Genomic DNA, 20,752 nt, shown 5'->3' with positions numbered 1-20,752 from the left:
AAGTATTGTAAATTTAAAATAGAGGAAGAAAAGTGTTCTTTCCTTCCTCTACATATATATATCATTTATTATACTAATTCAAGTACAACCTGCATTGCTGCATCACCTTTACGCTGTCCGATTTTGATGATTCTTGTGTATCCACCATTTCTATCAGCATATTTTGGTGCAATTTCGTCAAATAACTTCTGTGTTAAATCAACAGTTTTTGTATTCTTCTTCTTTCCAGCTGCATCTGTAGGAACTTCTTTAACTGCGTAAAGAACCTTCTGCATTTTTCTTCTAGCATGGAGTCTTGAAGGATTGTCTTTTTTGATTGTCTTGTCAACAAAATCTACTTTGTCAACTTTCTTTCCATCAACAACTTCCTTTACTCTCTTGCCATCTTTATCTTTAACATATACTTTAGCTTTAACTGTAACTTCTTCGTAGTTATCTTTTTCTTTAACTGCCATGGCGATTAAACTTTCAACTACTTTACGAACTTCTTTAGCTCTTGTTTCAGTTGTTTCAATCTTTCCATTTTCGATTAAAGCTGTTGCAAGACTTCTAAGCATAGCTTTTCTCTGTGCTGAAGTTCTTCCAAGTTTTCTATATCCTGCCATTTCTAATCTTACCTCCTTTACTTAGGAACATTCTCTAGTTGTCACTATCTTTTAAATGTAAACCTAATTCTTTCAATTTAGCATACACCTCATCAAGTGACTTACGTCCAAGATTTCTAACTTTCATCATATCATCTGCTGTCTTGTTAGTTAATTCCTGAACTGTGTTAATACCAGCTCTCTTCAAACAATTGTATGAACGAACTGATAACTCTAATTCATCAATGTTCATTTCTAACACTTTAACTTTCTCATTAACAACAGGCTCAGCCATAATGTCAACATTCTTAGCTTTGTCTGAAAGGTTAATAAAGTAATTTAAGTGTTCACTTAAAACCTTAGCTGCCAAACTAACTGCTTCGTCTGGAGCAAGTGTTCCGTTTGTATATACATCTAATGTAAGTTTGTCAAAATCAGTAATCTGCCCAACACGTGTATTCTGAATCTGCATATTTACTCTTTCTACTGGTGTGTAGATAGAATCGATTGCAATTACACCAATTGGTAATTCGTCATTTTTATTCTTATCAGCACTTACATATCCTCTGCCTTTAGTAATAGTTAATTCTGCATAGAATCTGCTATCTTTTCCACCACTTAATGTAGCTATAACTAAATCTTTGTTAAGAATCTCGATATCAGAATCTACCTGAATATCTGCTGCTGTTACAACGCCATCACCAACTTTTTCAATATATCCAACTACAGGAGCATCGCTTTCGCTATTGCTCTTGATAGCAAGACTCTTGATGTTCATGATAATCTCTGTAACATCTTCCTTAACACCAGGGATTGAACTGAATTCATGCAAAACACCGTCAAATTTAACCTGACTAACAGCTGCTCCTGGTAATGAAGAAAGCATAATTCTTCTTAATGAATTACCAAGAGTTGTGCCGTAACCTCTTTCAAGAGGTTCTACAACAAATTTACCATATTTATTATCTTCTGAGATTTCTGCTATCTCAACGTTAGGTATTTGAAAATCGAACACTAAAAAGCCCCTCCTTTTTCTGTTTTAGGAATTGCCTAAGCCTATTTCGAATATAATTCGACGATAAGCATTTCGTCAACTGGTACATCTATGATTTCTCTTGTAGGTATTTCTTTAACAACACCGCTAAGATTCTCATGATCTGCTTCTAACCATTCTGGAACTAATCTTCCGTCAGTTACCTCAAGAATATCTTTATATCTCTGAGAAGCTTTATGTTTCTCTTTAATTTCGATTGTATCGCCAGCTTTTACTAAATATGAAGGAATATTAACCTGTTTACCATTAACTAATACATGTTTATGGTCAACAATCTGTCTTGCTTCTTTTCTAGTTCTAGCATATCCCATACGGAATAACACATTATCAAGTCTAAGCTCAAGTAAAATCATAAGATTTTCACCTGTCATGCCGTTCATCTTCTGTGCTTTCGCATAGTAATTTCTAAATGGTTTCTCTAATACACCATAGATGAATTTTGCTTTCTGTTTCTCTCTTAACTGAAGACCATACTCACTCATCTTCTTGTTTGCTCTATTTAACTGTCTTTTTGATTTTTTATCTATTCCTAAATATACTGGATCTAATCCAAGTGATCTACATCTCTTAAGAACAGGAACTCTATTTACTGCCATCTATTTGCACCTCCTATTAGACTCTTCTACGTTTTGGTGGGCGGCATCCATTATGAGGAACTGGAGTAACGTCCTTAATACTAGTAACTTCAAGACCACATGCCTGAAGAGCACGAATTGCTGCTTCACGTCCTGATCCCGGACCCTTAACCATAACATCTACTGATTTTAAGCCATGTACCAAAGCTGCCTTTGTAGCAGTTTCCGCTGCCATCTGAGCTGCATAAGGAGTAGATTTCTTTGAACCTCTAAATCCTAGACCACCTGCACTTGCCCATGAAAGAGCATTTCCTTCATTATCTGTTAATGTTACGATTGTATTATTAAAAGATGATTGAATGTGCGCTTGTCCGCGTTCAACGTTTTTCTTTACACGCTTTTTTGTCACTTTTTTTGTAACTTTAGCCATTTTAAACTAACCTCCCTTATGGGTTCTTTCTATAATTTTTATCGGAATACAATATAATTCCTTGTTGCTATTGTTTCATCGAACAATACTTTCAATAAGAAGCTTTTCTTCTCATTACAACTGTTCTATATTCGTACATATTTAAGAATGATTATTTCTTCTTATTTGCAACAGTACGCTTTGGACCTTTTCTTGTTCTTGCATTTGTCTTTGTCTTCTGACCACGAACTGGAAGTCCCTGTCTGTGACGTTTTCCTCTATAACATCCGATTTCCTGTAATCTCTTGATGTTCATAGCGATTTCTCTTCTTAAATCACCTTCAACAGTCTGACTAGCGTCAATAACTTCACTAATTCTCTTAACTTCATCGTCAGTTAAATCTCTAACACGAGTGTTAGGATCAACATTAGCCTCTGCAAGAATACGATTAGAACTTACTCTACCAATACCGTAGATATAAGTTAATCCGATTTCTACACGTTTTTCTCTTGGTAAGTCAACACCTGAAATACGAGCCATGTGTATTACACCTCCATCATTAAAATCTTAATAAGTATCTCACCATACGTAGCCCGTTATAAATAACGTCTGAAATGTTGTACGCAGGTTTATTTCTTATTTCTTGTTTAAATTTTATATTTTAAGTAATGATACAACTAAGCCTAGTGTTTCACTACTGCAGCCGCATAACAAAATTACATATCAATTTGATATGCATCACAAACTGTCAAGCCTTAATTAGCCTTGTCTCTGTTTGTGCTTTGGATTTTCACAGATTACTCTGATGCTTCCTTTTCTTTTAATTACTTTGCATTTTTCACAAATTGGTTTAACTGATGATCTTACTTTCACAGTAAATCCTCCTTTCAAAAAAAGTCCGACTATTACTATAACATATGTTTTGGCAATAATCAAGCAATTTTTTAACTATATTTTTATTTATCTCTCCAGACTATTCTGCCCTTTGACAAATCATATGGAGATAATTCAATAGTTACCTTGTCACCTGGAAGTATACGAATAAAATTCATTCTTAACTTTCCACTAATATGAGCTAATACCTTATGACCATTTTCAAGTTCAACCTGAAACATTGCATTTGGTAATTTTTCTAATACAGTTCCTTCGATTTCAATTACATCAGCTTTAGACATTTCTAACGACCTCCTATTTTCTGCTTATAGCTTTTGATAGCTCTCTTTATATCTTCATCACGTAGGATAAGATTTGTTTCTAATTTTCGCTGCAGTTCTTCATCAATCTGATTGATGACCTGGATATGTTTTATTTTCTTCTTCTTAGGCTTATCTAATATTCTTGACTTACCATCAACTAAATAAACATATTCCTCTTCTTTATTAATTATGATAAATATTTCTTCTTTATCATGTCCTGCTTTTGATTTTGCAAATTCTCCTATTTTACATGTCGCCATCAAATAACCAGCCTTTCTGATTTTAACGCATTAACCACGTTTTGTCACTTAATTTTATCTATGAATTTCGCAAGGTTAAAATTTCCGGTTCACCCTTTGTAATCAATATGGTGTTTTCATAATGTGCTGCGAGCGATCTGTCTTTAGTTACCACAGTCCAGTCATCATCTAACCATTCAACTTCATAAGTTCCTGCACTTATCATAGGCTCAATTGCCAGTGTCATTCCTGCCTGGAGTCTTATTCCTCTGTTACGTTGTTTAAAATTAGGTATCTGTGGATCTTCATGCAAATGCGTTCCAATTCCATGTCCTACCAAATCTCTGACAACTCCATATCCGAAGCTTTCCGCATATTCACCGATAGCTGCTGATATTTCATGCAGATGGCATCCTTCTTTTGCAAATTTGATACCTTCGAAAAAGCTCTGTTTAGTCACTTCGATAAGACGTTTAGCCTCATTGCTGACCTCTCCTACCATATGTGTTCTTGCTGCATCTGAATGATATCCTTTATAGATAAGTCCCGCATCAAGACTCACAATATCGCCTTCTTTAAGTATCTTCTTCTTGCTTGGAATACCGTGAACTACTTCTTCATTAACTGATACACAGATTGCTGCCGGAAAGCCGTTATAATTCTTAAAGTTTGGAATACATCCAAAGCTTTTAATCATATCCTCACCGATTTTGTTTATCTCATAAGTAGAGATTCCTGGTTTTATAGCTTTACCCATCTCATCGTGTACAATTGATAACAACCTGCATGATTCTCTCATTAACTCAATTTCTTTTTGAGATTTTATTGATACTGCCATTTTATTAAGCTCCTAAAATCTTAACAATGTCAGTAAATACATCATTCATATCCTTTGTTCCATCAACTTCTACTAAAACTTTCTTATCGTTATAGTAATCAATTAATGGCTGTGTCTGTTCATGATATACTGCCAATCTCTTCTTGACTGTTTCAGGCTTATCATCGTCTCTTAAAATAAGTTCGCTGCCACATCTGTCACAAATTCCCTCTACTTTAGTTGGGATATGAACGATATGATATGTTGCTCCACAAGCTACGCAGGCTCTTCTTCCTGACATTCTTCTTACAATATTCTCATCTGGAACTTCTACATTGATTGCATAGTCAACCTTAGAGCCAAGTTTCTCTAAAGCGGCATCAAGACTTTCTGCCTGTGGTATAGTTCTTGGAAAACCATCTAATACGTAACCATTAGAACAATCTGCCTGACCTACTCTGTCAACTACTAAGTCAACTACTAATTCATCAGGTACTAAAAGGCCCTGGTCCATATAAGTTTTAGCTTTTTTGCCAAGTTCTGTTCCGTTTTTAATATTTGCTCTGAAGATATCACCTGTGGAAATATGTGGAATTGAATATTTGTCAGCTATCATTTTAGCCTGTGTTCCTTTTCCTGCTCCAGGAGCACCTAACATAATTATTTTCATATATTTACCTGTCTCCGCAAATTATGCGAAACGCCCTTAAGTATGAAAGAATGGGCTGTTTCCTTTATATTATTTTCTTTCTTACTTTTTGATTTCTATTGATTTATTATAGGTTTCTTTATAAAGCAATTTTGACAATGGAACGCAACTTATGCTGCGTTCCATTGCCTATTTATTAGTCTAACAAAAATCCTTTGTAATTACGAACTACCATCTTAGATTCAATGCTCTTGAGTGTCTCAAGAACAACACCTACGATGATAATAAGTGATGTACCGCCAAATGATACTTTAGCACCAGCTATTCCTGCAAATGCAATTGGAATTGTAGCTACAATAAGTAAGCCTACAGCACCTATAAATACAATGTAGTTTAATATATTATTTAAGTAATCCTGTGTTGGTTTACCAGGTCTGATACCAGGAATAAAACCACCTTGTTTCTTCATATTATCAGCAACTTCAATAGGATTGAATGTTATTGATGTATAGAAGTAAGCAAATGCAATTACTAATACAACATATACTAAATAACCAATTGAATATATTGGTTTAGAGAAATTCCACCATCTGCTTGATTCAAGGAAATATGTCCATTTAGGAGTCTTTCCTGAAACTAACTGGCAAATAACTATTGGGAATGAGAATAATGACTGTGCAAAGATGATTGGAATAACACCTGCTGTGTTAACTTTAAGTGGAATATGAGTTGAAGCTCCTCCAACTAATTTTCTACCCTGCATCTTCTTAGAATATTGAACAGAGATTCTTCTCTCTCCATCCTGTAGAAATACTACAAATCCTACAATCACTACTACTACACCAACGATTATTACTGCCGCTAAGAGTGAACCACCAACTGAGCTGGCATTCTTAACAAACTGCTCGAATAAGCTTGAAAAGTCGTTTGGTATTCTGGCAACGATATTTATTAATAAAATGATTGATATACCATTACCAACACCTTTTTCAGTAATATTTTCGCCTACCCACATAAGGAATGCCGAACCGCCAGTTAAAGCTGCAACTGCTATGACGATAGCTATAGCATACTCACCTTTTGACATTGTATTAATATCACCGAATAATCCTTTGTTACCAAAACTGATAGATGTTGCAAGTGCCTGTACAAGTGCAAGTCCAACTGTAAGATAACGAGTAATACTTACTATTTTCTTACGTCCTTCTTCACCATCTCTTTGCATCTCCTCTAATTTAGGAATTGCAATTGTTAAAAGCTGGATAATAATTGAAGAAGTGATGTATGGTGTAATATTAAGTGCAAATATTGACATCTGCTCAAAAGAACCACCTGTCATGGCATCAAAAAAGCCGAATGCACCATTCCTAAACTGTCCCATTACCTGGGATATAGATTTTGCTGTAGTGCCAGGTAAAGGCAACTGACAGCCTATCCTGACAACTATAAGCATTAAAAATGTATAAAAAAGTCTCTCTCTTATCTCTTTGACTTTAAATGCATCTCTAACTGTTTTTAGCATTAAATCACCTCACAGGTTCCACCAAGAGCTTCAATCTTCTGCTTTGCACCTTCACTAAATGCATTAACTTTGACTGTAAGTTTCTTAGTAATTTTTCCGTATCCAAGAATTTTAACACCATCTCTTGGATTCTTAATGATTCCAGTTTCTAATAATGTTTCAACAGTTACTACTGCGCCATCTTCAAATACTTCAAGTGCACTTACGTTAATGCCAACGATATCTTTAGAATTTCTATTTGTAAATCCTCTTTTAGGGATTCTTCTGTATAAAGGCATCTGACCACCTTCAAAACCTGGTCTAGGGCTTCCTGAACGAGCTTTCTGTCCTTTATGACCCTTTCCGGCTGTTTTGCCATTTCCAGATCCGTGACCACGACCTCTTCTAAAATTATCGCTTTGTTTTGAACCTTCAGCAGGTCTTAAATTTGATAATTCCATTGTCGCACCTCCTTATCTAAAACTAAATTTCTTCTACTTTAACTAAATGTCTAACCTGATCAACCATACCTCTAACAGCTGCATTATCTGGCATCTCAACTGTTTTATTAACTTTTCTTAAACCTAAAGCTTCAACAGTTTTCTTATGCTTTGGTATTGCACCGATTGTAGATTTTACAAGTGTGATTTTTAACTTATCTGCCATTTTAACTTCCTCCTATTAGCCTAAGATTTCTTCTACAGATTTACCGCGAAGTCTAGCTACCTCTTCTGGAGTCTTTAATTCAGCCAAACCAGCAATTGTTGCAAGAACAACATTCTGCTTATTGTTTGAGCCTAATGACTTAGTACGGATATTCTTAATACCTGCAAGTTCAAGTACGTTACGCGCAGGACCACCTGCGATAACACCAGTACCTTCTGGAGCTCTCTTCAATAATACTGAAGCACTTCCGAATTTTCCGATTGTATCATGAGGAATACTTAAGTTTTCATCAATTGCTACTGTAACAAGTTTCTTAATAGCGTCTTCTTTTCCTTTACGAATAGCTTCAGGAATTTCAGCAGCTTTTCCAAGTCCAGCACCAACGTGTCCTTTGCCGTCACCAACAACTACTAAAGCTGCAAATCTCATGTTACGTCCACCTTTAACAACCTTAGTAACACGCTTAATTGATACTACTTTTTCTTCCAATTCTAATTGACTAGCATCAACGATTGTACGTTTCATGTGTTTTCCTCCTTATATGGAATCTATAAATATTTAATTAGAATTCTAAGCCTGCTTCTCTAGCAGCTTCTGCTAATGCTTTGATTTTTCCCTGATATATAAAGCCACCTCTGTCAAAGACAACTGTTGTAATACCTTTTTCAATAGCTTTCTTTGCAATAACTGTGCCTAAATATGCTGCTGCATCAACGTTATTAGTCTTTTCAAGTTCAGCCTTTACATCTTTCTGAAGAGTAGAAGCTGATACTAATGTATTTCCGACTGTATCGTCAATAATTTGAGCATACATATGATTATTACTTCTAAACACAGCTAAACGTGGTCTTTCTGCAGTACCAGCGAAACGATTACGTAATCTTCTATGTTTACTTAAACGAACTTCTGTTCTTGATTTTTTACTAACCATGCCTGTCACTCCTTCAATTATTTCTTACCAGTCTTACCAACTTTACGTCTAATAACTTCATCAGCATACTTGATACCTTTACCTTTATAAGGCTCTGGTCTTCTCTTATCTCTGATTTCAGCAGCGAACTGGCCAACTTTTTCTTTATCGATACCTTTAACTGTTATCTTGTTTGTTCCTTCGACAACTGTCTCAAGACCTTCTGGATCTTCCATCTCAACTGGATGAGAGTAACCAAGTGATAACACTAATTTCTTTCCTTGTTTCTGAGCTCTGTAACCAACACCGTTGATTTCAAGAACTTTTTCATAACCATCTGTAACACCTTTAACCATATTAGCTATAAGTGTTCTTGTAAGACCATGAAGTGATTTCATCTTCTTTAAGTCATTAGGTCTTGTAACTACTACTTCTGAACCTTCAACTTTGATTGTCATCTCTTCAGGTAACACTCTTTCAAGTGTTCCCTTAGGTCCTTTTACAGTCACTTTATTATTTTCTGCCACATCAACAGTTACACCTGCTGGAATGGCGATAGGCATTCTTCCTATACGTGACATGCCGTGCACCTCCTATTTGGGATTAATATATTTTATTGTTTAAACAAACGCTATAAAGCGTTTGTTTATTACCATACAAATGCTAAAACTTCTCCACCTACGTTGAGCTTTCTAGCTTCTTTATCTGTGATTACACCATTATTTGTTGAAATAATAGCTACACCTAAACCATTAAGTACTCTTGGAAGCTCATCTTTGCCTGCGTATACACGAAGACCTGGTTTAGAGATTCTCTTGAGCCCTGTGATGATTTTTTCATTTTTATCTTTACCGTATTTTAATGTTACACGGATTGATTTAAAGTTTCCATCTTCAACTACTTCATATTTTTTGATATAACCTTCATTAAAAAGGATTTCAGCAATTGCTAACTTCATTTTTGATGCAGGGATATCTACTGTATCATGTTTAGCAGTATTTGCGTTACGGATTCTTGTAAGCATATCTGCGATTGGATCGTTTGTTGTCATGTTATGTTGCCTCCTTTCTAATTCGTCCTACCAACTTGCCTTTTTAACACCAGGTATCTGTCCTTTGTATGCTAATTCACGGAAACATACTCTGCAGATGCCGTATTTTCTTAAATAAGCATGTGGACGACCACAAATTCTACAACGTGAATATTCCTGAGTAGAGAATTTTGCTTTACGCTGTTGTTTTACTTTCATAGCAGTCTTAGCCATGGTATTACCTCCTAACTATTTTTGAAATGGCATATTGAATAATGTCAATAATTCGCGTGCTTCTTCATCAGTATTGGCTGTTGTAACAAATATAACATCCATACCTCTTACTTTATCTACCTTATCATATTCGATTTCAGGGAAGATTAACTGTTCTTTGATACCAAGAGCATAATTTCCACGACCATCAAATGCATTAGGATTTACACCTCTAAAGTCACGTACACGAGGTAATGCAAGATTTATTAAACGGTCAACAAATTCATACATTCTTTCTCCTCTAAGAGTAACTTTACAGCCTATTGCCTGTCCTTCTCTGATTTTGAAGTTAGCTACTGAATTCTTTGCTCTTGTAACTACTGCTTTCTGACCTGTGATTGTCTCAAGATCTTTAATAGCTGCATCTAAGAGTTTAGCATTGTCTTTAGCTTCGCCAACGCCCATATTTATAACAACTTTATCAAGTTTTGGAACCTGCATAATATTTTTGTATCCAAATTTCTTTGTCATCGCATCAACGATTTCGTTATTGTAAGTATCTTTAAGTCTACTCAACGTCTTAGTCCTCCTCTCTCAATTAATCGATAACTTCGCCAGTTGCTTTTGCAATACGAACTTTTTTACCATCTTTTTCAGTAAAGCCGATTCTTGTAACTTTACCTTTAACAACGTACATAACGTTTGAAATATCGATAGGACCTTCCTGGTTAACTATTCCGCCGTTCTGGTTCTGTGCACTAGGTTTTGTATGCTTTGTAACCATGTTGATACCTTCAACGAGTACTGTATTATCTTTTTTATTAACTGAAAGAACTTTTCCTTCTTTGTCTTTGTCTTTACCAGCGATTACTCTAACTAAATCGCCTTTTTTAATTTTACTTGTTGCCATGCCTACACCTCCTATAATACTTCAGGTGCTAAAGAAACAATTTTCATAAACTGTTTATCTCTTAGCTCTCTGGCTACTGGTCCAAATATACGTGTTCCTCTTGGGTTTTTATCATCCTTGATGATTACAGCAGCATTTTCGTCAAATTTTATATATGAACCGTCTTTACGACGTGCGCCTTTAACTGAACGAACTACTACGGCTTTAACAACGTCACCTTTTTTAACAACACCGCCTGGTGTTGCATCTTTAACAGTAGCAACGATTACATCGCCGATATTAGCATATCTTCTAGTAGAACCGCCCATTACTCTGATACAAAGTAATTCTTTAGCGCCTGTGTTGTCAGCAACTTTAAGTCTACTTTCCTGTTGGATCATAATAATACTCCTTTCTACTATCTTGCTTTCTCGATGATTTCAACAAGTCTCCATCTCTTATCCTTAGATAATGGTCTTGTTTCCATTACTTTTACTTTATCTCCAATACCACATTCGTTATTCTCATCATGTGCCTTTAATTTATAAGTTCTCTTAACGATTTTCTTATATAAAGGATGTTTTACGTGATCTTCTACAGCAACAACGATTGTTTTATCCATTTTGTCACTAATAACTTTTCCAACTCTTGTTTTTCTCAAGTTTCTTTCTTCCACAACAAAGTCCTCCTTTCATAGATTCATGGAATTACGCATCATTTTATTAAATTAGTTAGCTTTCTGTGCTATTATTGTCTGAATTCTAGCAATATTTCTTCTAACTTCTTTAATTCTGCTTGTGTTCTCTAACTGGTTTGTTGCGTTTTGAAATCTTAAATTAAAAAGTTCCTTTTTAGCAGCTACTAATTCATCATTTAATTCTGTAGCTGATTTTGTATTTAAATCTTCTACATATTTACTAATTTTCACTGTTATCACCGCCTTCTAAATCTGCTTTCGAAACGATTTTACACTTAACTGGCAATTTATGCATAGCAAGTCTTAATGCTTCTCTCGCTGTTTCTTCTGGTACTCCTGCGATTTCGAACATTACACGTCCTGGTTTAACTACTGCTACCCAGTACTCTAATGTTCCTTTTCCGGAACCCATACGTGTTTCAGCTGGTTTTGCTGTAACTGGTTTATCAGGGAATATCTTAATCCAAACTTTACCACCACGCTTAATGTAACGTGTCATTGCAATACGGGCAGCTTCTATCTGGTTTGATTTAATCCATGCTGGCTCTAAAGCGACGATACCGTATTCACCATTTGAGATTGTGTTTCCTCTTAAGGCTTTACCTCTCATTGAACCACGGAACTGTTTACGACGCTTAACTCTTTTAGGCATTAACATTATTTATCGCTCCCTTCCTTAACTTCTTTTACTGGAAGAACTTCGCCTTTGTAAATCCATACTTTAACGCCAACTTTACCATAAGTTGTGTCTGCTTCAGCGAATCCATAATCTATATCAGCACGTAATGTCTGAAGTGGAATAGTTCCTTCACTGTAGAACTCTGTACGAGCCATATCAGCACCGCCAAGACGACCTGAACAGCTAGTCTTAATTCCTTTAGCACCACTCTTCATAGTTCTTGACATTGTAGATTTCATAGCTCTTCTGAATGATACACGGTTCTCTAACTGAAGTGCAATGTTTTCAGCAACAAGCTGTGCATCTTTATCTGGTCTCTTAACCTCTTTAATGTCAACTACTAATTTCTTAGTTGTGAATTTCTGTACTTCTGCTTTAAGTTTTTCAATTTCAGCACCACCCTTACCGATTACGATACCAGGTTTTGCTGTATGAATGATTACTTTTAATCTATCAGATGCTCTTTCGATTTCAATCTTTGAAACACCTGCACTATATAACTTCTCTTTAAGGTATGTTCTGATTTTGTGATCTTCTACTAAGTTATCTGCGAAATCAGCTTCTGCATACCACTTTGAGTCCCAGTCTTTAATTACTCCGACTCTAAGGCCATGAGGATTAACTTTCTGTCCCATGCTATATCTCCTTTCCAATTCGATGAAAACGCATATTCAGATTATTTATCGCGTTTTTCAGTACCCAGGGTTATTATGCTCTTTCGTTAAGCACGATTGTGATGTGGCTCATTCTCTTTTCGATTCTGTAAGCTCTACCCTGTGCTCTAGGTCTGATTCTCTTCATTGTTGGTCCTTTGTTTGCGTAACACTCTTCAATGTAAAGATTGTCTGCGCTCATACCGTTATTATTTTCAGCATTTGCAATTGCTGATTTTAATAATTTTTCTATTACTGAAGACGCATATCTAGGATTGTATGTTAAAATACCAAGTGCTGACTGAACATCCTTACCTCTGATAGCATCTAATACGAAACATGCTTTCTGAACTGAGACTCTAGCATAAGATAACTTAGCTGATGGTCTAGTATCTTTATTTGCATTTCTTGCTCTCTTTATCTGGGATCTATGTCCTTTTGCCATGGATTTGACCTCCTTTCAAAATCTTTCAATTAACGAGCTTTACTCTTCTTCTCGTCTTTTCCATGTCCTCTATAAGTTCTAGTAGCAACGAATTCTCCAAGTTTATGTCCAACCATATCTTCTGTAACATATACTGGAACGTGTTTTCTACCGTCGTGAACTGCTATTGTATGTCCAACCATCTGTGGGAATATTGTAGAACGACGTGACCAAGTCTTGATTACTGATTTGTCACCTGATGCGTTCATAGCGTCTACTTTCTTAAGTAAACTTTCATCTGCAAATGGTCCTTTTTTTAATGATCGAGCCATAGGTGGAACCTCCTTTATTTCATGTTTTTGCCGTCTCTTCTTCTTACAATCATCTTGTTAGAAGATTTGTTCTTCTTTCTTGTCTTTAAGCCAAGAGCTGGTTTACCCCAAGGTGTACATGGACCCGGACGACCGATTCCTGTCTTACCTTCACCACCACCATGTGGATGGTCATTAGGGTTCATAACAGAACCACGAACTGTAGGTCTGATACCCATGTTTCTCTTACGACCTGCTTTACCGATTTTAACAAGGTCATGTTCGATGTTACCAACTGTACCGATTGTAGCTCTACAAATGATTGGTACCATTCTCATCTCGCCTGATGGTAATCTAAGTGTTGCATATTTGCCTTCCTTAGCCATAAGCTGTGCTGCATTACCAGCTGCACGAACTAACTGTCCGCCCTTACCTGGATATAATTCAATGTTGTGTACTTCTGTACCAACTGGGATTTCTGAAAGTGGTAAGCAGTTACCTACTTTAACTTCAGCTTCAGCACCGCTCATTACTGTCATTCCAACCTTTAATCCATTAGGAGCAAGGATGTATGCTTTTTCACCATCTGCGTAGCTGATTAATGCGATGTTTGCTGTTCTGTTTGGATCGTATTCAATAGCAACAACGTTTGCTGGAATACCATCTTTCTTTCTCTTAAAATCTATAATTCTATATTTTCTTCTTGAACCACCGCCACGATGTCTAACAGTGATTTTACCCTGGTTATTACGACCTGAATTCTTCTTTAAAGAAACTACTAACGATTTCTCAGGAGTTGCTTTTGTTATTTCAGCATTATCAAGAGTTGTCATATTTCTTCTTGAAGGTGTATATGGCTTAAATGTCTTAATTCCCATTGTGTTATCTCCTTTCAGATGTTTGTTATCACGCTTTACTGCGTATATTTTGTTTATTAAGATTAGTTAATCTTATAAACCTTCAAAGATCTCGATATCTTTGCTGTCTTCTGTTAACTGAACGATAGCTTTCTTAGTCTTAGCTGTCTTACCAACTGTTGTGCCTCTTCTACGGCTCTTTCCATCTAAGTTCATTGTGTTAACACTTTTTACCTTAGTTCCTTCAAACATTTTTTCAACTGCATCTTTAATCATTGTCTTGTTTGCATCTACGTGAACTAAGAATGTATATTTCTTATTTGTCATTTCATTCATACTTTTTTCTGAAATAACTGGTTTGAGGATTACATCATAGTATTGTACATTTGCCATTATGCGTACACCTCCTCGATTGTTGCTACAGCTGCTTTATCAATTACAACTGTGTCATATTTCATAATATCATAAACATTGATTGTATTTGTTAATGCTGTCTTAACTGTTGGAATGTTTCTTGCTGATAATACAACGTTTGAATCATTCTCGTTTAAGATAACTAATGCTTTATTAACTTTTAAGTTTGATAATGTATTAGCAAATGTCTTTGTCTTAACTTCATCCATCTTTAATGCATCAACAACGATAAATTTATTATCCTGCACTCTTGATGCTAAAGCAGACTTAAGAGCTATTCTTCTTTCTTTCTTATTCAATCTAAATGAATAATCTCTTGGCTTTGGAGCGAATACAACGCCGCCGCCTGTCCATTGTGGAGATCTTGTAGAGCCCTGTCTTGCATGACCTGTTCCTTTCTGTCTCCATGGTTTTCTTCCACCGCCACTAACTTCAGAACGTGTTTTAGCACTCTGTGTTCCCTGACGATTATTTGCAAGCTGGCTAACTACTGCCATGTGTACTAAGTGTTCATTTACTTCAACACCAAATACGGCATCATTAAGTTCGATATCTCCAACTTGATTTCCTTCCATATTGTAAACAGATACTTTTGCCATCTGTGTGTTCCTCCTTCCTTAGAAAAACCTATTTAGCAGATTTTACTGTTTCTTTAATTGTTACTAATGCTTTCTTAGGTCCTGGTACAGCACCTTTAACTAAAAGCAAGTTATTTTCTGTATCTACTCTTACTACTTCAAGATTCTGGATTGTAATCTGTTTTGAACCCATATGTCCTGGCATTCTCTTTCCTTTGAATACCTTACTTGGATCAGAACAAGCACCGTTTGAACCTGCATGTCTGTGGTACTTAGAACCGTGAGCCATAGGTCCTCTTGACTGTCCATGTCTCTTGATAGCGCCCTGGAATCCTTTACCTTTTGATATTGCTGTTGCATCGATTTTATCACCTGCAGCAAAAACATCAACTTTGATTTCGTCTTTTACAGAATATTCTTCAGCATTTTCAAATCTGAATTCTCTTACAAATCTCTTGTAAGCAACTCCTGCTTTATCAAACATTCCTTTTAATGGTTTGTTAACTAACTTTTCTCTCTTGTCAACAAAGCCAACCTGTACTGCACTGTATCCATCATTTTCAACTGTTTTAACCTGTGTAACTACACATGGTCCAGCCTGAAGTACAGTAACTGGTGTTAATACACCGTCTTCATTGAAGATTTGAGTCATTCCGACTTTTGTTGCTAAAATAGCTTTCTTCATTCTTTTTACCTCCTGGTTAAATCTACAGCGGTTTAAAGCATTTTGCCTTAAACATCCTAGAACAGCCAAATATAAGTGGAACACTATATTTTCGGAGTGTTACTTCTATATCTAAACCCTTCAGGATTATTACCTAACTTAATAAGATTTGATGAATTATTTATTTTTCATCTTAACATCGATATATACACCTGCTGGCATCTCTAATCTTGTTAATGCATCAACTGTCTTAGGTGATGGTGCAATGATATCGATAAGTCTCTTATGAGTTCTCTGTTCGAACTGTTCTCTAGAGTCTTTGTACTTGTGTACTGCTCTAAGAATTGTAACAACTTCCTTTTTAGTAGGAAGAGGTACTGGACCGCTAACCTGGTCACCTGTCTTCTTAACAGTTTCGATGATTTTTCCAGCTGACTGATCAATTAATTTGTGATCATAAGCCTTCAATGTGATTCTCATTACTTGACTTGCCATAAAAAAAGTCGCCTCCTTTTCGTACTTTGAAAATCAGTACGACAAGCGGTGACTGTACACTCTTCCGTGTGTGTCCCTCAAATTAATTTCAAAATGAGTTTCATCATCACGTTGTTTCCATATTCATAATGGACGATTATTTTGTACAGTGACTTGCCGTCAGTTTCCTAACTTGACATTCGCTCCACGGAAAACTTGCAACTAAGTGCAACAACCTCACGCTTCATAGCTATCATGCCACAGCATCTATTACTATAAACCATACTTTCCAAAAAATCAAGTACTTTTTTAATATTTTTTCAGTATTTTTTTTAACATTTTCTGGTCTATTTCATTACATTTCAAATATCTTTCCGTATTATTTTATCATGTTCTGCATTTCCCTAAGCATCTCTATATCACTCTGTTTAAGTTTAATATTAGATGCAAGTTTATGTCCGTCAGGTCTTGTTACATTAATTTCAATAATCGCATCTTCTACAAGTCCTTGATTGTATACAGCATTAAGAAACATTGGAAACTTAGGATGATTTTCCACGAATTTATCCTTTAACTTCTTTATCTTCATTAACATAGCAGGATTAAGCATATTATTACCTCGCATTTCTGATTTTATAATTTCAAAACATTTCTACTATAACCATTATTTCAGAATTTCGCAACACATTTTTCATTTTTCGACTCTTGCGGGTTTCTTCCTATTATAGTATACTTACAGACATCAAAACAAATTTGCGATACAAAAAACATATTAATATAGAAGAAACAGAATGGAGAATTTTATGTGGATTGCTAATAATTGGAAAGATTACGAAGTCTTAGATTGTTCTAATGGTGAGAAACTTGAACGTTGGGGTGATTATATTCTTGTCCGTCCTGACCCACAGGTTATCTGGGATACGCCAAAGACTCTGAAAGGCTGGAAGAAAATGAACGGACATTATCACAGAAGTTCACGAGGCGGTGGTGAATGGGAATTCTTTAATCTTCCTGAGCAATGGACAATCAATTATAAATCATTAACTTTTAACTTAAAACCTTTTAGTTTCAAACATACCGGTCTGTTCCCTGAACAAGCAACAAACTGGGATTGGTTTTCTGATTTGATATCTAAGGAGAAAATCAAAAGAGGCAATGATAACCCGGTCAAGGTTCTCAATCTATTTGCATATACCGGCGGTGCTACCTTAGCTGCTGCAGCAGCCGGTGCAAATGTCACACATGTGGATGCATCTAAAGGAATGGTAAACTGGGCTAAAGAAAATGCAGTTTCTTCTGGTCTTAAAGATGCACCTATCAGATGGCTAGTTGACGATTGCGTAAAATTTGTCGAAAGAGAAATCCGTCGTGGTAATAAATATGATGCAATAATAATGGACCCTCCATCTTATGGTCGAGGCCCTAAGGGAGAAATCTGGAAGATAGAGGATTCAATTCACTCATTTGTTAAACTCTGTACACAGATATTATCAGATAAACCTCTATTTTTCTTAATTAATTCCTATACAACAGGACTTGCACCATCTGTCCTTACTTATATGATTGAAATAGAAGTAGGCAAGAAATTCGGTGGTCACGTAGAAGCACAGGAGATTGGCCTGCCAGTTTCATCAAACGGTCTGGTTCTGCCTTGTGGAGCAAGTGGTCGTTGGAGTAGATAAGTTTCTCAAGGTTAGTAAACAAAAAACTCTGCAAAGCATATCAGTTATGTCATTAAACATATTACTTTGCAGAGTTTTTCTTATTATATTTTATATATTTTTACTTTTTATAAATTATCTTTACTTTATTTTATTATCTGATTGCATCCATTCCACCCATATATGGTCTTAATACTTCAGGTATTCTTACACTTCCATCTTCCTGAAGATTATTCTCAAGAAATGCAATTAACATTCTTGGTGGTGCAACAACTGTATTGTTAAGCGTGTGCGCAAAATATTTGTTACCATTCTCATCTTTTACTCTTATCTTAAGTCTTCTTGCCTGTGCATCACCTAAGTTAGAGCAGCTTCCTACTTCAAAATATTTCTTCTGACGTGGTGACCATGCTTCAACGTCGATTGATTTAACCTTAAGATCTGCTAAATCTCCTGAACAACACTCAAGAGTTCTTACAGGAATATCCATTGAACGGAATAAATCAACTGTGTTCTTCCATAATTTATCAAACCATTCTTTGCTCTCTTCAGGTTTACATACAACTATCATTTCCTGTTTCTCGAACTGATGTATTCTATATACACCTCTTTCTTCAAGGCCATGAGCACCTTTTTCTTTTCTAAAGCAAGGAGAATAGCTTGTAAGCGTCTTAGGTAATTCTGATTCAGGAGTAATTGTGTCAATGAATTTACCAATCATTGAATGTTCGCTTGTACCGATAAGATAAAGGTCTTCTCCCTCAATCTTATACATCATAGCATCCATTTCTGCAAAACTCATGACACCTGTAACAACGTCACTTCTAATCATAAAAGGCGGTACACAATAAGTAAAACCTCTGTTAATCATAAAGTCTCTTGCATATGCAATAACTGCTGAATGAAGTCTTGCTATATCACCCATAAGATAATAGAAACCATTTCCTGCAACCCTTCTTGCGCTGTCTAAGTCAAGTCCGTTGAATTTCTCCATAATTTCTGCATGGTATGGAACTTCGAAATCAGGAACAACAGGTTCACCAAATTTCTCTATTTCAACATTTTCTGTGTCGTTTTTACCAATTGGAACGCTAGGATCAATAATGTTAGGAATTACCATCATTATCTTAGTAACTTTCTCATTTAATTCAGCCTCTTTAGCTTCTAATTTCGCTAAATATTCTGATTTCTCAGTTACCTGTTTCTTAACTTCTTCTGCTTCCTCTTTCTTGCCCTGTGCCATTAATGCACCAATCTGTTTAGAAATCTTATTTCTATCAGCTCTCAATCCGTCCGCTTCCTGTTTAACTGCACGCGCTTTAGCATCTAATTCTATAACTTCATCTACTAATGGTAATTTACTGTCCTGAAATTTATTCTTTATATTCTGTTTTACAATATCAGGATTTTCTCTGACAAATTTTAAATCTAACATTTAAGTCCTCCATTCCGAGGTGTGTAACACCAACGTATCATATTCTTTCTTCTATAATTGCATAGTTTATGCGTAACTGTGTCTATTGTAGACTATTTCTCTTTATTTTTCAAGACACAAAGCTCTAAAAATTGCTATATTAATACTATATCCATCAGAATATAGAATATCGCTTGCGACATTCTCCGCCTGCGGTGGGTTGCCATAGCAACATTTTCGCTCCGCCGCAGTGCGATCCTCGCAGAGTGTTTTTTACTTACCAGGACAATTTCAACAAAATTTCCTAGTAAAAAATAAAAAGCCATTTACACATTTGTATTATACTTATGATAGTACATTCTAAATACATTTGTATAAATAGCTCTGATATTATTGATATTTATCTGTTTTCAATATTCTGTTGGCATTTTCTACTCTTTCATCGCTTGGTGGTTCTACGCCGTCAAGCTTATATGGTATGCCTAATTCTTCCCATTTTTGTATACCTAATGTATGATACGGAAGAACCTCAACCCTTTTAACATTAGAAAGTGTATCAATGAACTTGGATAACTCTTCTAGCTGGCTGTCTCTATCACTATATGATAAATCTCCTGTTTGTAATGTATCAGGAACAAGTACGTGTCTTATCCACATATCTTTACCAATTTCATCTAAATATCTGGCGCAATCTAATATATTGTCAACAGGATGGCCTGTAAGCTGCTTATGTCCAACTTTGTCGATATTCTTAATGTCTAGCATTACTAGATCAGTATATTTCATAAGTTCATTAAATTTACTTATAAATGGCTCTTCTCTTGTAAATGGATTAGCTGACGTATCAAGCGTTGTATGAATATCTTTATCCTTACAAAGTTTAAAGAATTCAATAAGAAAATCTATCTGAAGTAATGGTTCTCCACCACTTACAGTAATTCCTCCATTGAGTTTTTCGCCTTTCATCCAATATGTTTTATATCTGTATGCTCTTGCAAATAAATCTTTTGCTGTCCAGACTTCTCCGCCATTCATATTCCATGTTTCAGGATTATGGCAGAACTTACATCTCATTCTACAGCCTTGCAAAAAGACAACATATCTGACTCCAGGTCCATCTACAAGTCCAAATGTTTCTAACGAATGAACTCTACCTTCCATATTAACCTCCATTTCTAAAATTCATTTATTAA

General features: G+C 35.6%; 36 protein-coding genes. 1 reads left to right on the top strand and 35 read right to left on the bottom strand.

Annotated features, from left to right (window positions below; translation table 11 throughout):
• Window positions 1–68: 68 nt before the first annotated feature.
• The 33 genes from OCV48_RS08760 to OCV48_RS08600 form a co-directional block, all read right to left on the bottom strand.
• A complete protein-coding gene (locus tag OCV48_RS08760) occupies window positions 69–605 on the bottom strand; it encodes a bL17 family ribosomal protein (RefSeq protein WP_021983213.1) in 537 nt (178 codons plus the stop codon).
• A gap of 34 nt (window positions 606–639) precedes the next feature.
• On the bottom strand, window positions 640–1,599 hold the full coding sequence (locus OCV48_RS08755; RefSeq protein ID WP_021983212.1) for a DNA-directed RNA polymerase subunit alpha: 960 nt from the start codon (window positions 1,597–1,599) through the stop codon (window positions 640–642).
• Between the two features lie 41 nt (window positions 1,600–1,640).
• Entirely contained in the window at window positions 1,641–2,234 is a 594-nt protein-coding gene (gene rpsD / locus OCV48_RS08750) for a 30S ribosomal protein S4 (protein ID WP_021983211.1), read from the bottom strand.
• Between the two features lie 16 nt (window positions 2,235–2,250).
• Entirely contained in the window at window positions 2,251–2,643 is a 393-nt protein-coding gene (gene rpsK / locus OCV48_RS08745) for a 30S ribosomal protein S11 (protein WP_147591683.1), read from the bottom strand.
• Window positions 2,644–2,794: 151 nt separating this feature from the next.
• Window positions 2,795–3,163 (bottom strand): 30S ribosomal protein S13, encoded by a 369-nt coding sequence (gene rpsM / locus OCV48_RS08740; RefSeq protein WP_021983209.1) that lies wholly within the window; start codon window positions 3,161–3,163, stop codon window positions 2,795–2,797.
• Window positions 3,164–3,382: 219 nt separating this feature from the next.
• Window positions 3,383–3,496, bottom strand: coding sequence for a 50S ribosomal protein L36 (gene rpmJ, locus OCV48_RS08735; RefSeq protein ID WP_073992704.1), 114 nt, complete (start codon window positions 3,494–3,496; stop codon window positions 3,383–3,385).
• Between the two features lie 83 nt (window positions 3,497–3,579).
• Window positions 3,580–3,798 (bottom strand): translation initiation factor IF-1, encoded by a 219-nt coding sequence (gene infA, locus OCV48_RS08730; RefSeq protein WP_021983208.1) that lies wholly within the window; start codon window positions 3,796–3,798, stop codon window positions 3,580–3,582.
• A gap of 2 nt (window positions 3,799–3,800) precedes the next feature.
• Window positions 3,801–4,079, bottom strand: a complete 279-nt coding sequence (locus tag OCV48_RS08725) for a KOW domain-containing RNA-binding protein (RefSeq protein ID WP_021983207.1) — start codon at window positions 4,077–4,079, stop codon at window positions 3,801–3,803.
• Between the two features lie 58 nt (window positions 4,080–4,137).
• Window positions 4,138–4,896 (bottom strand): type I methionyl aminopeptidase, encoded by a 759-nt coding sequence (gene map / locus OCV48_RS08720; protein WP_147591682.1) that lies wholly within the window; start codon window positions 4,894–4,896, stop codon window positions 4,138–4,140.
• 4 nt (window positions 4,897–4,900) lie between these two features.
• The gene (locus OCV48_RS08715) at window positions 4,901–5,545 is read right to left on the bottom strand and encodes an adenylate kinase (protein ID WP_147591681.1); all 645 of its coding nucleotides are present in this window, start codon (window positions 5,543–5,545) and stop codon (window positions 4,901–4,903) included.
• A gap of 175 nt (window positions 5,546–5,720) precedes the next feature.
• Window positions 5,721–7,046, bottom strand: a complete 1,326-nt coding sequence (gene secY, locus OCV48_RS08710; RefSeq protein WP_147591680.1) for a preprotein translocase subunit SecY — start codon at window positions 7,044–7,046, stop codon at window positions 5,721–5,723.
• The gene (gene rplO, locus OCV48_RS08705) at window positions 7,046–7,486 is read right to left on the bottom strand and encodes a 50S ribosomal protein L15 (protein WP_021983203.1); all 441 of its coding nucleotides are present in this window, start codon (window positions 7,484–7,486) and stop codon (window positions 7,046–7,048) included. Before rplO ends, secY begins: the two co-directional genes overlap by 1 nt.
• Before the next feature lie 22 nt (window positions 7,487–7,508).
• Window positions 7,509–7,691: a 50S ribosomal protein L30 gene (gene rpmD / locus OCV48_RS08700; RefSeq protein ID WP_021983202.1), complete on the bottom strand. Its 183-nt coding sequence runs from the start codon at window positions 7,689–7,691 to the stop codon at window positions 7,509–7,511.
• Window positions 7,692–7,706: 15 nt separating this feature from the next.
• A complete protein-coding gene (gene rpsE, locus OCV48_RS08695) occupies window positions 7,707–8,216 on the bottom strand; it encodes a 30S ribosomal protein S5 (protein ID WP_021983201.1) in 510 nt (169 codons plus the stop codon).
• A gap of 37 nt (window positions 8,217–8,253) precedes the next feature.
• Window positions 8,254–8,622 carry a 50S ribosomal protein L18 gene (gene rplR / locus OCV48_RS08690; protein WP_021983200.1) on the bottom strand — a complete coding sequence of 123 codons (369 nt, stop codon included), beginning with the start codon at window positions 8,620–8,622 and terminating at the stop codon, window positions 8,254–8,256.
• A gap of 17 nt (window positions 8,623–8,639) precedes the next feature.
• The gene (gene rplF / locus OCV48_RS08685) at window positions 8,640–9,182 is read right to left on the bottom strand and encodes a 50S ribosomal protein L6 (protein ID WP_021983199.1); all 543 of its coding nucleotides are present in this window, start codon (window positions 9,180–9,182) and stop codon (window positions 8,640–8,642) included.
• Window positions 9,183–9,250: 68 nt separating this feature from the next.
• Window positions 9,251–9,652, bottom strand: coding sequence for a 30S ribosomal protein S8 (gene rpsH, locus OCV48_RS08680; protein ID WP_021983198.1), 402 nt, complete (start codon window positions 9,650–9,652; stop codon window positions 9,251–9,253).
• A 27-nt stretch (window positions 9,653–9,679) separates the two neighbouring features.
• Window positions 9,680–9,865, bottom strand: a complete 186-nt coding sequence (locus tag OCV48_RS08675; protein ID WP_021983197.1) for a type Z 30S ribosomal protein S14 — start codon at window positions 9,863–9,865, stop codon at window positions 9,680–9,682.
• A 15-nt stretch (window positions 9,866–9,880) separates the two neighbouring features.
• Entirely contained in the window at window positions 9,881–10,420 is a 540-nt protein-coding gene (gene rplE / locus OCV48_RS08670) for a 50S ribosomal protein L5 (RefSeq protein ID WP_021983196.1), read from the bottom strand.
• A 22-nt stretch (window positions 10,421–10,442) separates the two neighbouring features.
• Window positions 10,443–10,754 carry a 50S ribosomal protein L24 gene (gene rplX / locus OCV48_RS08665; protein WP_021983195.1) on the bottom strand — a complete coding sequence of 104 codons (312 nt, stop codon included), beginning with the start codon at window positions 10,752–10,754 and terminating at the stop codon, window positions 10,443–10,445.
• Between the two features lie 11 nt (window positions 10,755–10,765).
• Window positions 10,766–11,134 carry a 50S ribosomal protein L14 gene (gene rplN / locus OCV48_RS08660; RefSeq protein WP_021983194.1) on the bottom strand — a complete coding sequence of 123 codons (369 nt, stop codon included), beginning with the start codon at window positions 11,132–11,134 and terminating at the stop codon, window positions 10,766–10,768.
• 17 nt (window positions 11,135–11,151) lie between these two features.
• Window positions 11,152–11,409, bottom strand: a complete 258-nt coding sequence (gene rpsQ / locus OCV48_RS08655; RefSeq protein ID WP_021983193.1) for a 30S ribosomal protein S17 — start codon at window positions 11,407–11,409, stop codon at window positions 11,152–11,154.
• Between the two features lie 51 nt (window positions 11,410–11,460).
• Complete coding sequence (rpmC, locus tag OCV48_RS08650) at window positions 11,461–11,661, bottom strand: 50S ribosomal protein L29 (protein WP_021983192.1); 201 nt, start codon at window positions 11,659–11,661, stop codon at window positions 11,461–11,463.
• The gene (gene rplP / locus OCV48_RS08645; RefSeq protein ID WP_021983191.1) at window positions 11,651–12,088 is read right to left on the bottom strand and encodes a 50S ribosomal protein L16; all 438 of its coding nucleotides are present in this window, start codon (window positions 12,086–12,088) and stop codon (window positions 11,651–11,653) included. Before rplP ends, rpmC begins: the two co-directional genes overlap by 11 nt.
• Window positions 12,088–12,744 (bottom strand): 30S ribosomal protein S3, encoded by a 657-nt coding sequence (gene rpsC, locus OCV48_RS08640; protein ID WP_021983190.1) that lies wholly within the window; start codon window positions 12,742–12,744, stop codon window positions 12,088–12,090. The genes rplP and rpsC overlap by 1 nt, the downstream gene beginning before the upstream one ends.
• 73 nt (window positions 12,745–12,817) lie before the next feature.
• Window positions 12,818–13,207, bottom strand: coding sequence for a 50S ribosomal protein L22 (rplV, locus tag OCV48_RS08635; RefSeq protein ID WP_021983189.1), 390 nt, complete (start codon window positions 13,205–13,207; stop codon window positions 12,818–12,820).
• A gap of 29 nt (window positions 13,208–13,236) precedes the next feature.
• A complete protein-coding gene (gene rpsS, locus OCV48_RS08630) occupies window positions 13,237–13,518 on the bottom strand; it encodes a 30S ribosomal protein S19 (RefSeq protein WP_021983188.1) in 282 nt (93 codons plus the stop codon).
• A 14-nt stretch (window positions 13,519–13,532) separates the two neighbouring features.
• The gene (gene rplB / locus OCV48_RS08625; protein WP_021983187.1) at window positions 13,533–14,375 is read right to left on the bottom strand and encodes a 50S ribosomal protein L2; all 843 of its coding nucleotides are present in this window, start codon (window positions 14,373–14,375) and stop codon (window positions 13,533–13,535) included.
• 72 nt (window positions 14,376–14,447) lie between these two features.
• Window positions 14,448–14,747, bottom strand: coding sequence for a 50S ribosomal protein L23 (rplW, locus tag OCV48_RS08620; RefSeq protein ID WP_021983186.1), 300 nt, complete (start codon window positions 14,745–14,747; stop codon window positions 14,448–14,450).
• Entirely contained in the window at window positions 14,747–15,367 is a 621-nt protein-coding gene (rplD, locus tag OCV48_RS08615; RefSeq protein ID WP_021983185.1) for a 50S ribosomal protein L4, read from the bottom strand. Before rplD ends, rplW begins: the two co-directional genes overlap by 1 nt.
• 28 nt (window positions 15,368–15,395) lie before the next feature.
• Window positions 15,396–16,031, bottom strand: a complete 636-nt coding sequence (gene rplC / locus OCV48_RS08610; protein ID WP_021983184.1) for a 50S ribosomal protein L3 — start codon at window positions 16,029–16,031, stop codon at window positions 15,396–15,398.
• A gap of 156 nt (window positions 16,032–16,187) precedes the next feature.
• The gene (gene rpsJ / locus OCV48_RS08605; protein WP_021983183.1) at window positions 16,188–16,505 is read right to left on the bottom strand and encodes a 30S ribosomal protein S10; all 318 of its coding nucleotides are present in this window, start codon (window positions 16,503–16,505) and stop codon (window positions 16,188–16,190) included.
• A gap of 358 nt (window positions 16,506–16,863) precedes the next feature.
• Window positions 16,864–17,094 (bottom strand): hypothetical protein, encoded by a 231-nt coding sequence (locus tag OCV48_RS08600; protein ID WP_021983182.1) that lies wholly within the window; start codon window positions 17,092–17,094, stop codon window positions 16,864–16,866.
• Between the two features lie 193 nt (window positions 17,095–17,287).
• Between OCV48_RS08600 and OCV48_RS08595 the strand changes: the two genes are divergently transcribed.
• Window positions 17,288–18,166 (top strand): class I SAM-dependent methyltransferase, encoded by an 879-nt coding sequence (locus tag OCV48_RS08595; protein ID WP_021983181.1) that lies wholly within the window; start codon window positions 17,288–17,290, stop codon window positions 18,164–18,166.
• Window positions 18,167–18,299: 133 nt separating this feature from the next.
• On the opposite strand, the gene serS is transcribed toward OCV48_RS08595, so the two are convergent.
• Window positions 18,300–19,580 carry a serine--tRNA ligase gene (gene serS / locus OCV48_RS08590; RefSeq protein WP_021983180.1) on the bottom strand — a complete coding sequence of 427 codons (1,281 nt, stop codon included), beginning with the start codon at window positions 19,578–19,580 and terminating at the stop codon, window positions 18,300–18,302.
• A gap of 369 nt (window positions 19,581–19,949) precedes the next feature.
• Complete coding sequence (gene pflA, locus OCV48_RS08585; protein ID WP_021983179.1) at window positions 19,950–20,720, bottom strand: pyruvate formate-lyase-activating protein; 771 nt, start codon at window positions 20,718–20,720, stop codon at window positions 19,950–19,952.
• Window positions 20,721–20,752: the final 32 nt, after the last annotated feature.

The organism is Bovifimicola ammoniilytica (assembly GCF_025567085.1).
Classification (GTDB): Bacteria; Bacillota; Clostridia; order Lachnospirales; family Lachnospiraceae; genus Bovifimicola; species Bovifimicola ammoniilytica.
This window is presented reverse-complemented; position numbering and strand designations above follow the sequence as displayed.

Bases quoted from the DNA above. Each gene is read 5' to 3' on its own strand.
- rplO (WP_021983203.1), bottom strand. From the start codon at position 7,486: ATGGAATTATCAAATTTAAGACCTGCTGAAGGTTCAAAACAAAGCGAT.
- rplV (WP_021983189.1), bottom strand. From the start codon at position 13,207: ATGGCAAAAGGACATAGATCCCAGATAAAGAGAGCAAGAAATGCAAAT.
- rpsH (WP_021983198.1), bottom strand. From the start codon at position 9,652: ATGACAACAAACGATCCAATCGCAGATATGCTTACAAGAATCCGTAAC.
- secY (WP_147591680.1), bottom strand. From the start codon at position 7,046: ATGCTAAAAACAGTTAGAGATGCATTTAAAGTCAAAGAGATAAGAGAG.
- rplF (WP_021983199.1), bottom strand. From the start codon at position 9,182: ATGTCACGTATAGGAAGAATGCCTATCGCCATTCCAGCAGGTGTAACT.
- map (WP_147591682.1), bottom strand. From the start codon at position 4,896: ATGGCAGTATCAATAAAATCTCAAAAAGAAATTGAGTTAATGAGAGAA.
- OCV48_RS08600 (WP_021983182.1), bottom strand. From the start codon at position 17,094: ATGCTTAATCCTGCTATGTTAATGAAGATAAAGAAGTTAAAGGATAAA.
- OCV48_RS08715 (WP_147591681.1), bottom strand. From the start codon at position 5,545: ATGAAAATAATTATGTTAGGTGCTCCTGGAGCAGGAAAAGGAACACAG.
- OCV48_RS08760 (WP_021983213.1), bottom strand. From the start codon at position 605: ATGGCAGGATATAGAAAACTTGGAAGAACTTCAGCACAGAGAAAAGCT.
- rpsS (WP_021983188.1), bottom strand. From the start codon at position 13,518: ATGGCTCGATCATTAAAAAAAGGACCATTTGCAGATGAAAGTTTACTT.
- OCV48_RS08725 (WP_021983207.1), bottom strand. From the start codon at position 4,079: ATGGCGACATGTAAAATAGGAGAATTTGCAAAATCAAAAGCAGGACAT.
- rpsM (WP_021983209.1), bottom strand. From the start codon at position 3,163: ATGGCTCGTATTTCAGGTGTTGACTTACCAAGAGAAAAACGTGTAGAA.
- rplB (WP_021983187.1), bottom strand. From the start codon at position 14,375: ATGGGAATTAAGACATTTAAGCCATATACACCTTCAAGAAGAAATATG.
- rpmD (WP_021983202.1), bottom strand. From the start codon at position 7,691: ATGGCAGATAAGTTAAAAATCACACTTGTAAAATCTACAATCGGTGCA.
- rplW (WP_021983186.1), bottom strand. From the start codon at position 14,747: ATGGCAAATGTACAATACTATGATGTAATCCTCAAACCAGTTATTTCA.
- pflA (WP_021983179.1), bottom strand. From the start codon at position 20,720: ATGGAAGGTAGAGTTCATTCGTTAGAAACATTTGGACTTGTAGATGGA.
- rpsK (WP_147591683.1), bottom strand. From the start codon at position 2,643: ATGGCTAAAGTTACAAAAAAAGTGACAAAAAAGCGTGTAAAGAAAAAC.
- rplC (WP_021983184.1), bottom strand. From the start codon at position 16,031: ATGAAGAAAGCTATTTTAGCAACAAAAGTCGGAATGACTCAAATCTTC.
- rpsE (WP_021983201.1), bottom strand. From the start codon at position 8,216: ATGAAACGTACAATCGTTGATGCTAGTCAATTAGAATTGGAAGAAAAA.
- rpsC (WP_021983190.1), bottom strand. From the start codon at position 12,744: ATGGGACAGAAAGTTAATCCTCATGGCCTTAGAGTCGGAGTAATTAAA.
- rpsJ (WP_021983183.1), bottom strand. From the start codon at position 16,505: ATGGCAAGTCAAGTAATGAGAATCACATTGAAGGCTTATGATCACAAA.
- rplR (WP_021983200.1), bottom strand. From the start codon at position 8,622: ATGGTTAGTAAAAAATCAAGAACAGAAGTTCGTTTAAGTAAACATAGA.
- rplD (WP_021983185.1), bottom strand. From the start codon at position 15,367: ATGGCAAAAGTATCTGTTTACAATATGGAAGGAAATCAAGTTGGAGAT.
- infA (WP_021983208.1), bottom strand. From the start codon at position 3,798: ATGTCTAAAGCTGATGTAATTGAAATCGAAGGAACTGTATTAGAAAAA.
- OCV48_RS08675 (WP_021983197.1), bottom strand. From the start codon at position 9,865: ATGGCTAAGACTGCTATGAAAGTAAAACAACAGCGTAAAGCAAAATTC.
- OCV48_RS08595 (WP_021983181.1), top strand. From the start codon at position 17,288: ATGTGGATTGCTAATAATTGGAAAGATTACGAAGTCTTAGATTGTTCT.
- rplN (WP_021983194.1), bottom strand. From the start codon at position 11,134: ATGATCCAACAGGAAAGTAGACTTAAAGTTGCTGACAACACAGGCGCT.
- rpsD (WP_021983211.1), bottom strand. From the start codon at position 2,234: ATGGCAGTAAATAGAGTTCCTGTTCTTAAGAGATGTAGATCACTTGGA.
- serS (WP_021983180.1), bottom strand. From the start codon at position 19,580: ATGTTAGATTTAAAATTTGTCAGAGAAAATCCTGATATTGTAAAACAG.
- rplP (WP_021983191.1), bottom strand. From the start codon at position 12,088: ATGTTAATGCCTAAAAGAGTTAAGCGTCGTAAACAGTTCCGTGGTTCA.
- rplX (WP_021983195.1), bottom strand. From the start codon at position 10,754: ATGGCAACAAGTAAAATTAAAAAAGGCGATTTAGTTAGAGTAATCGCT.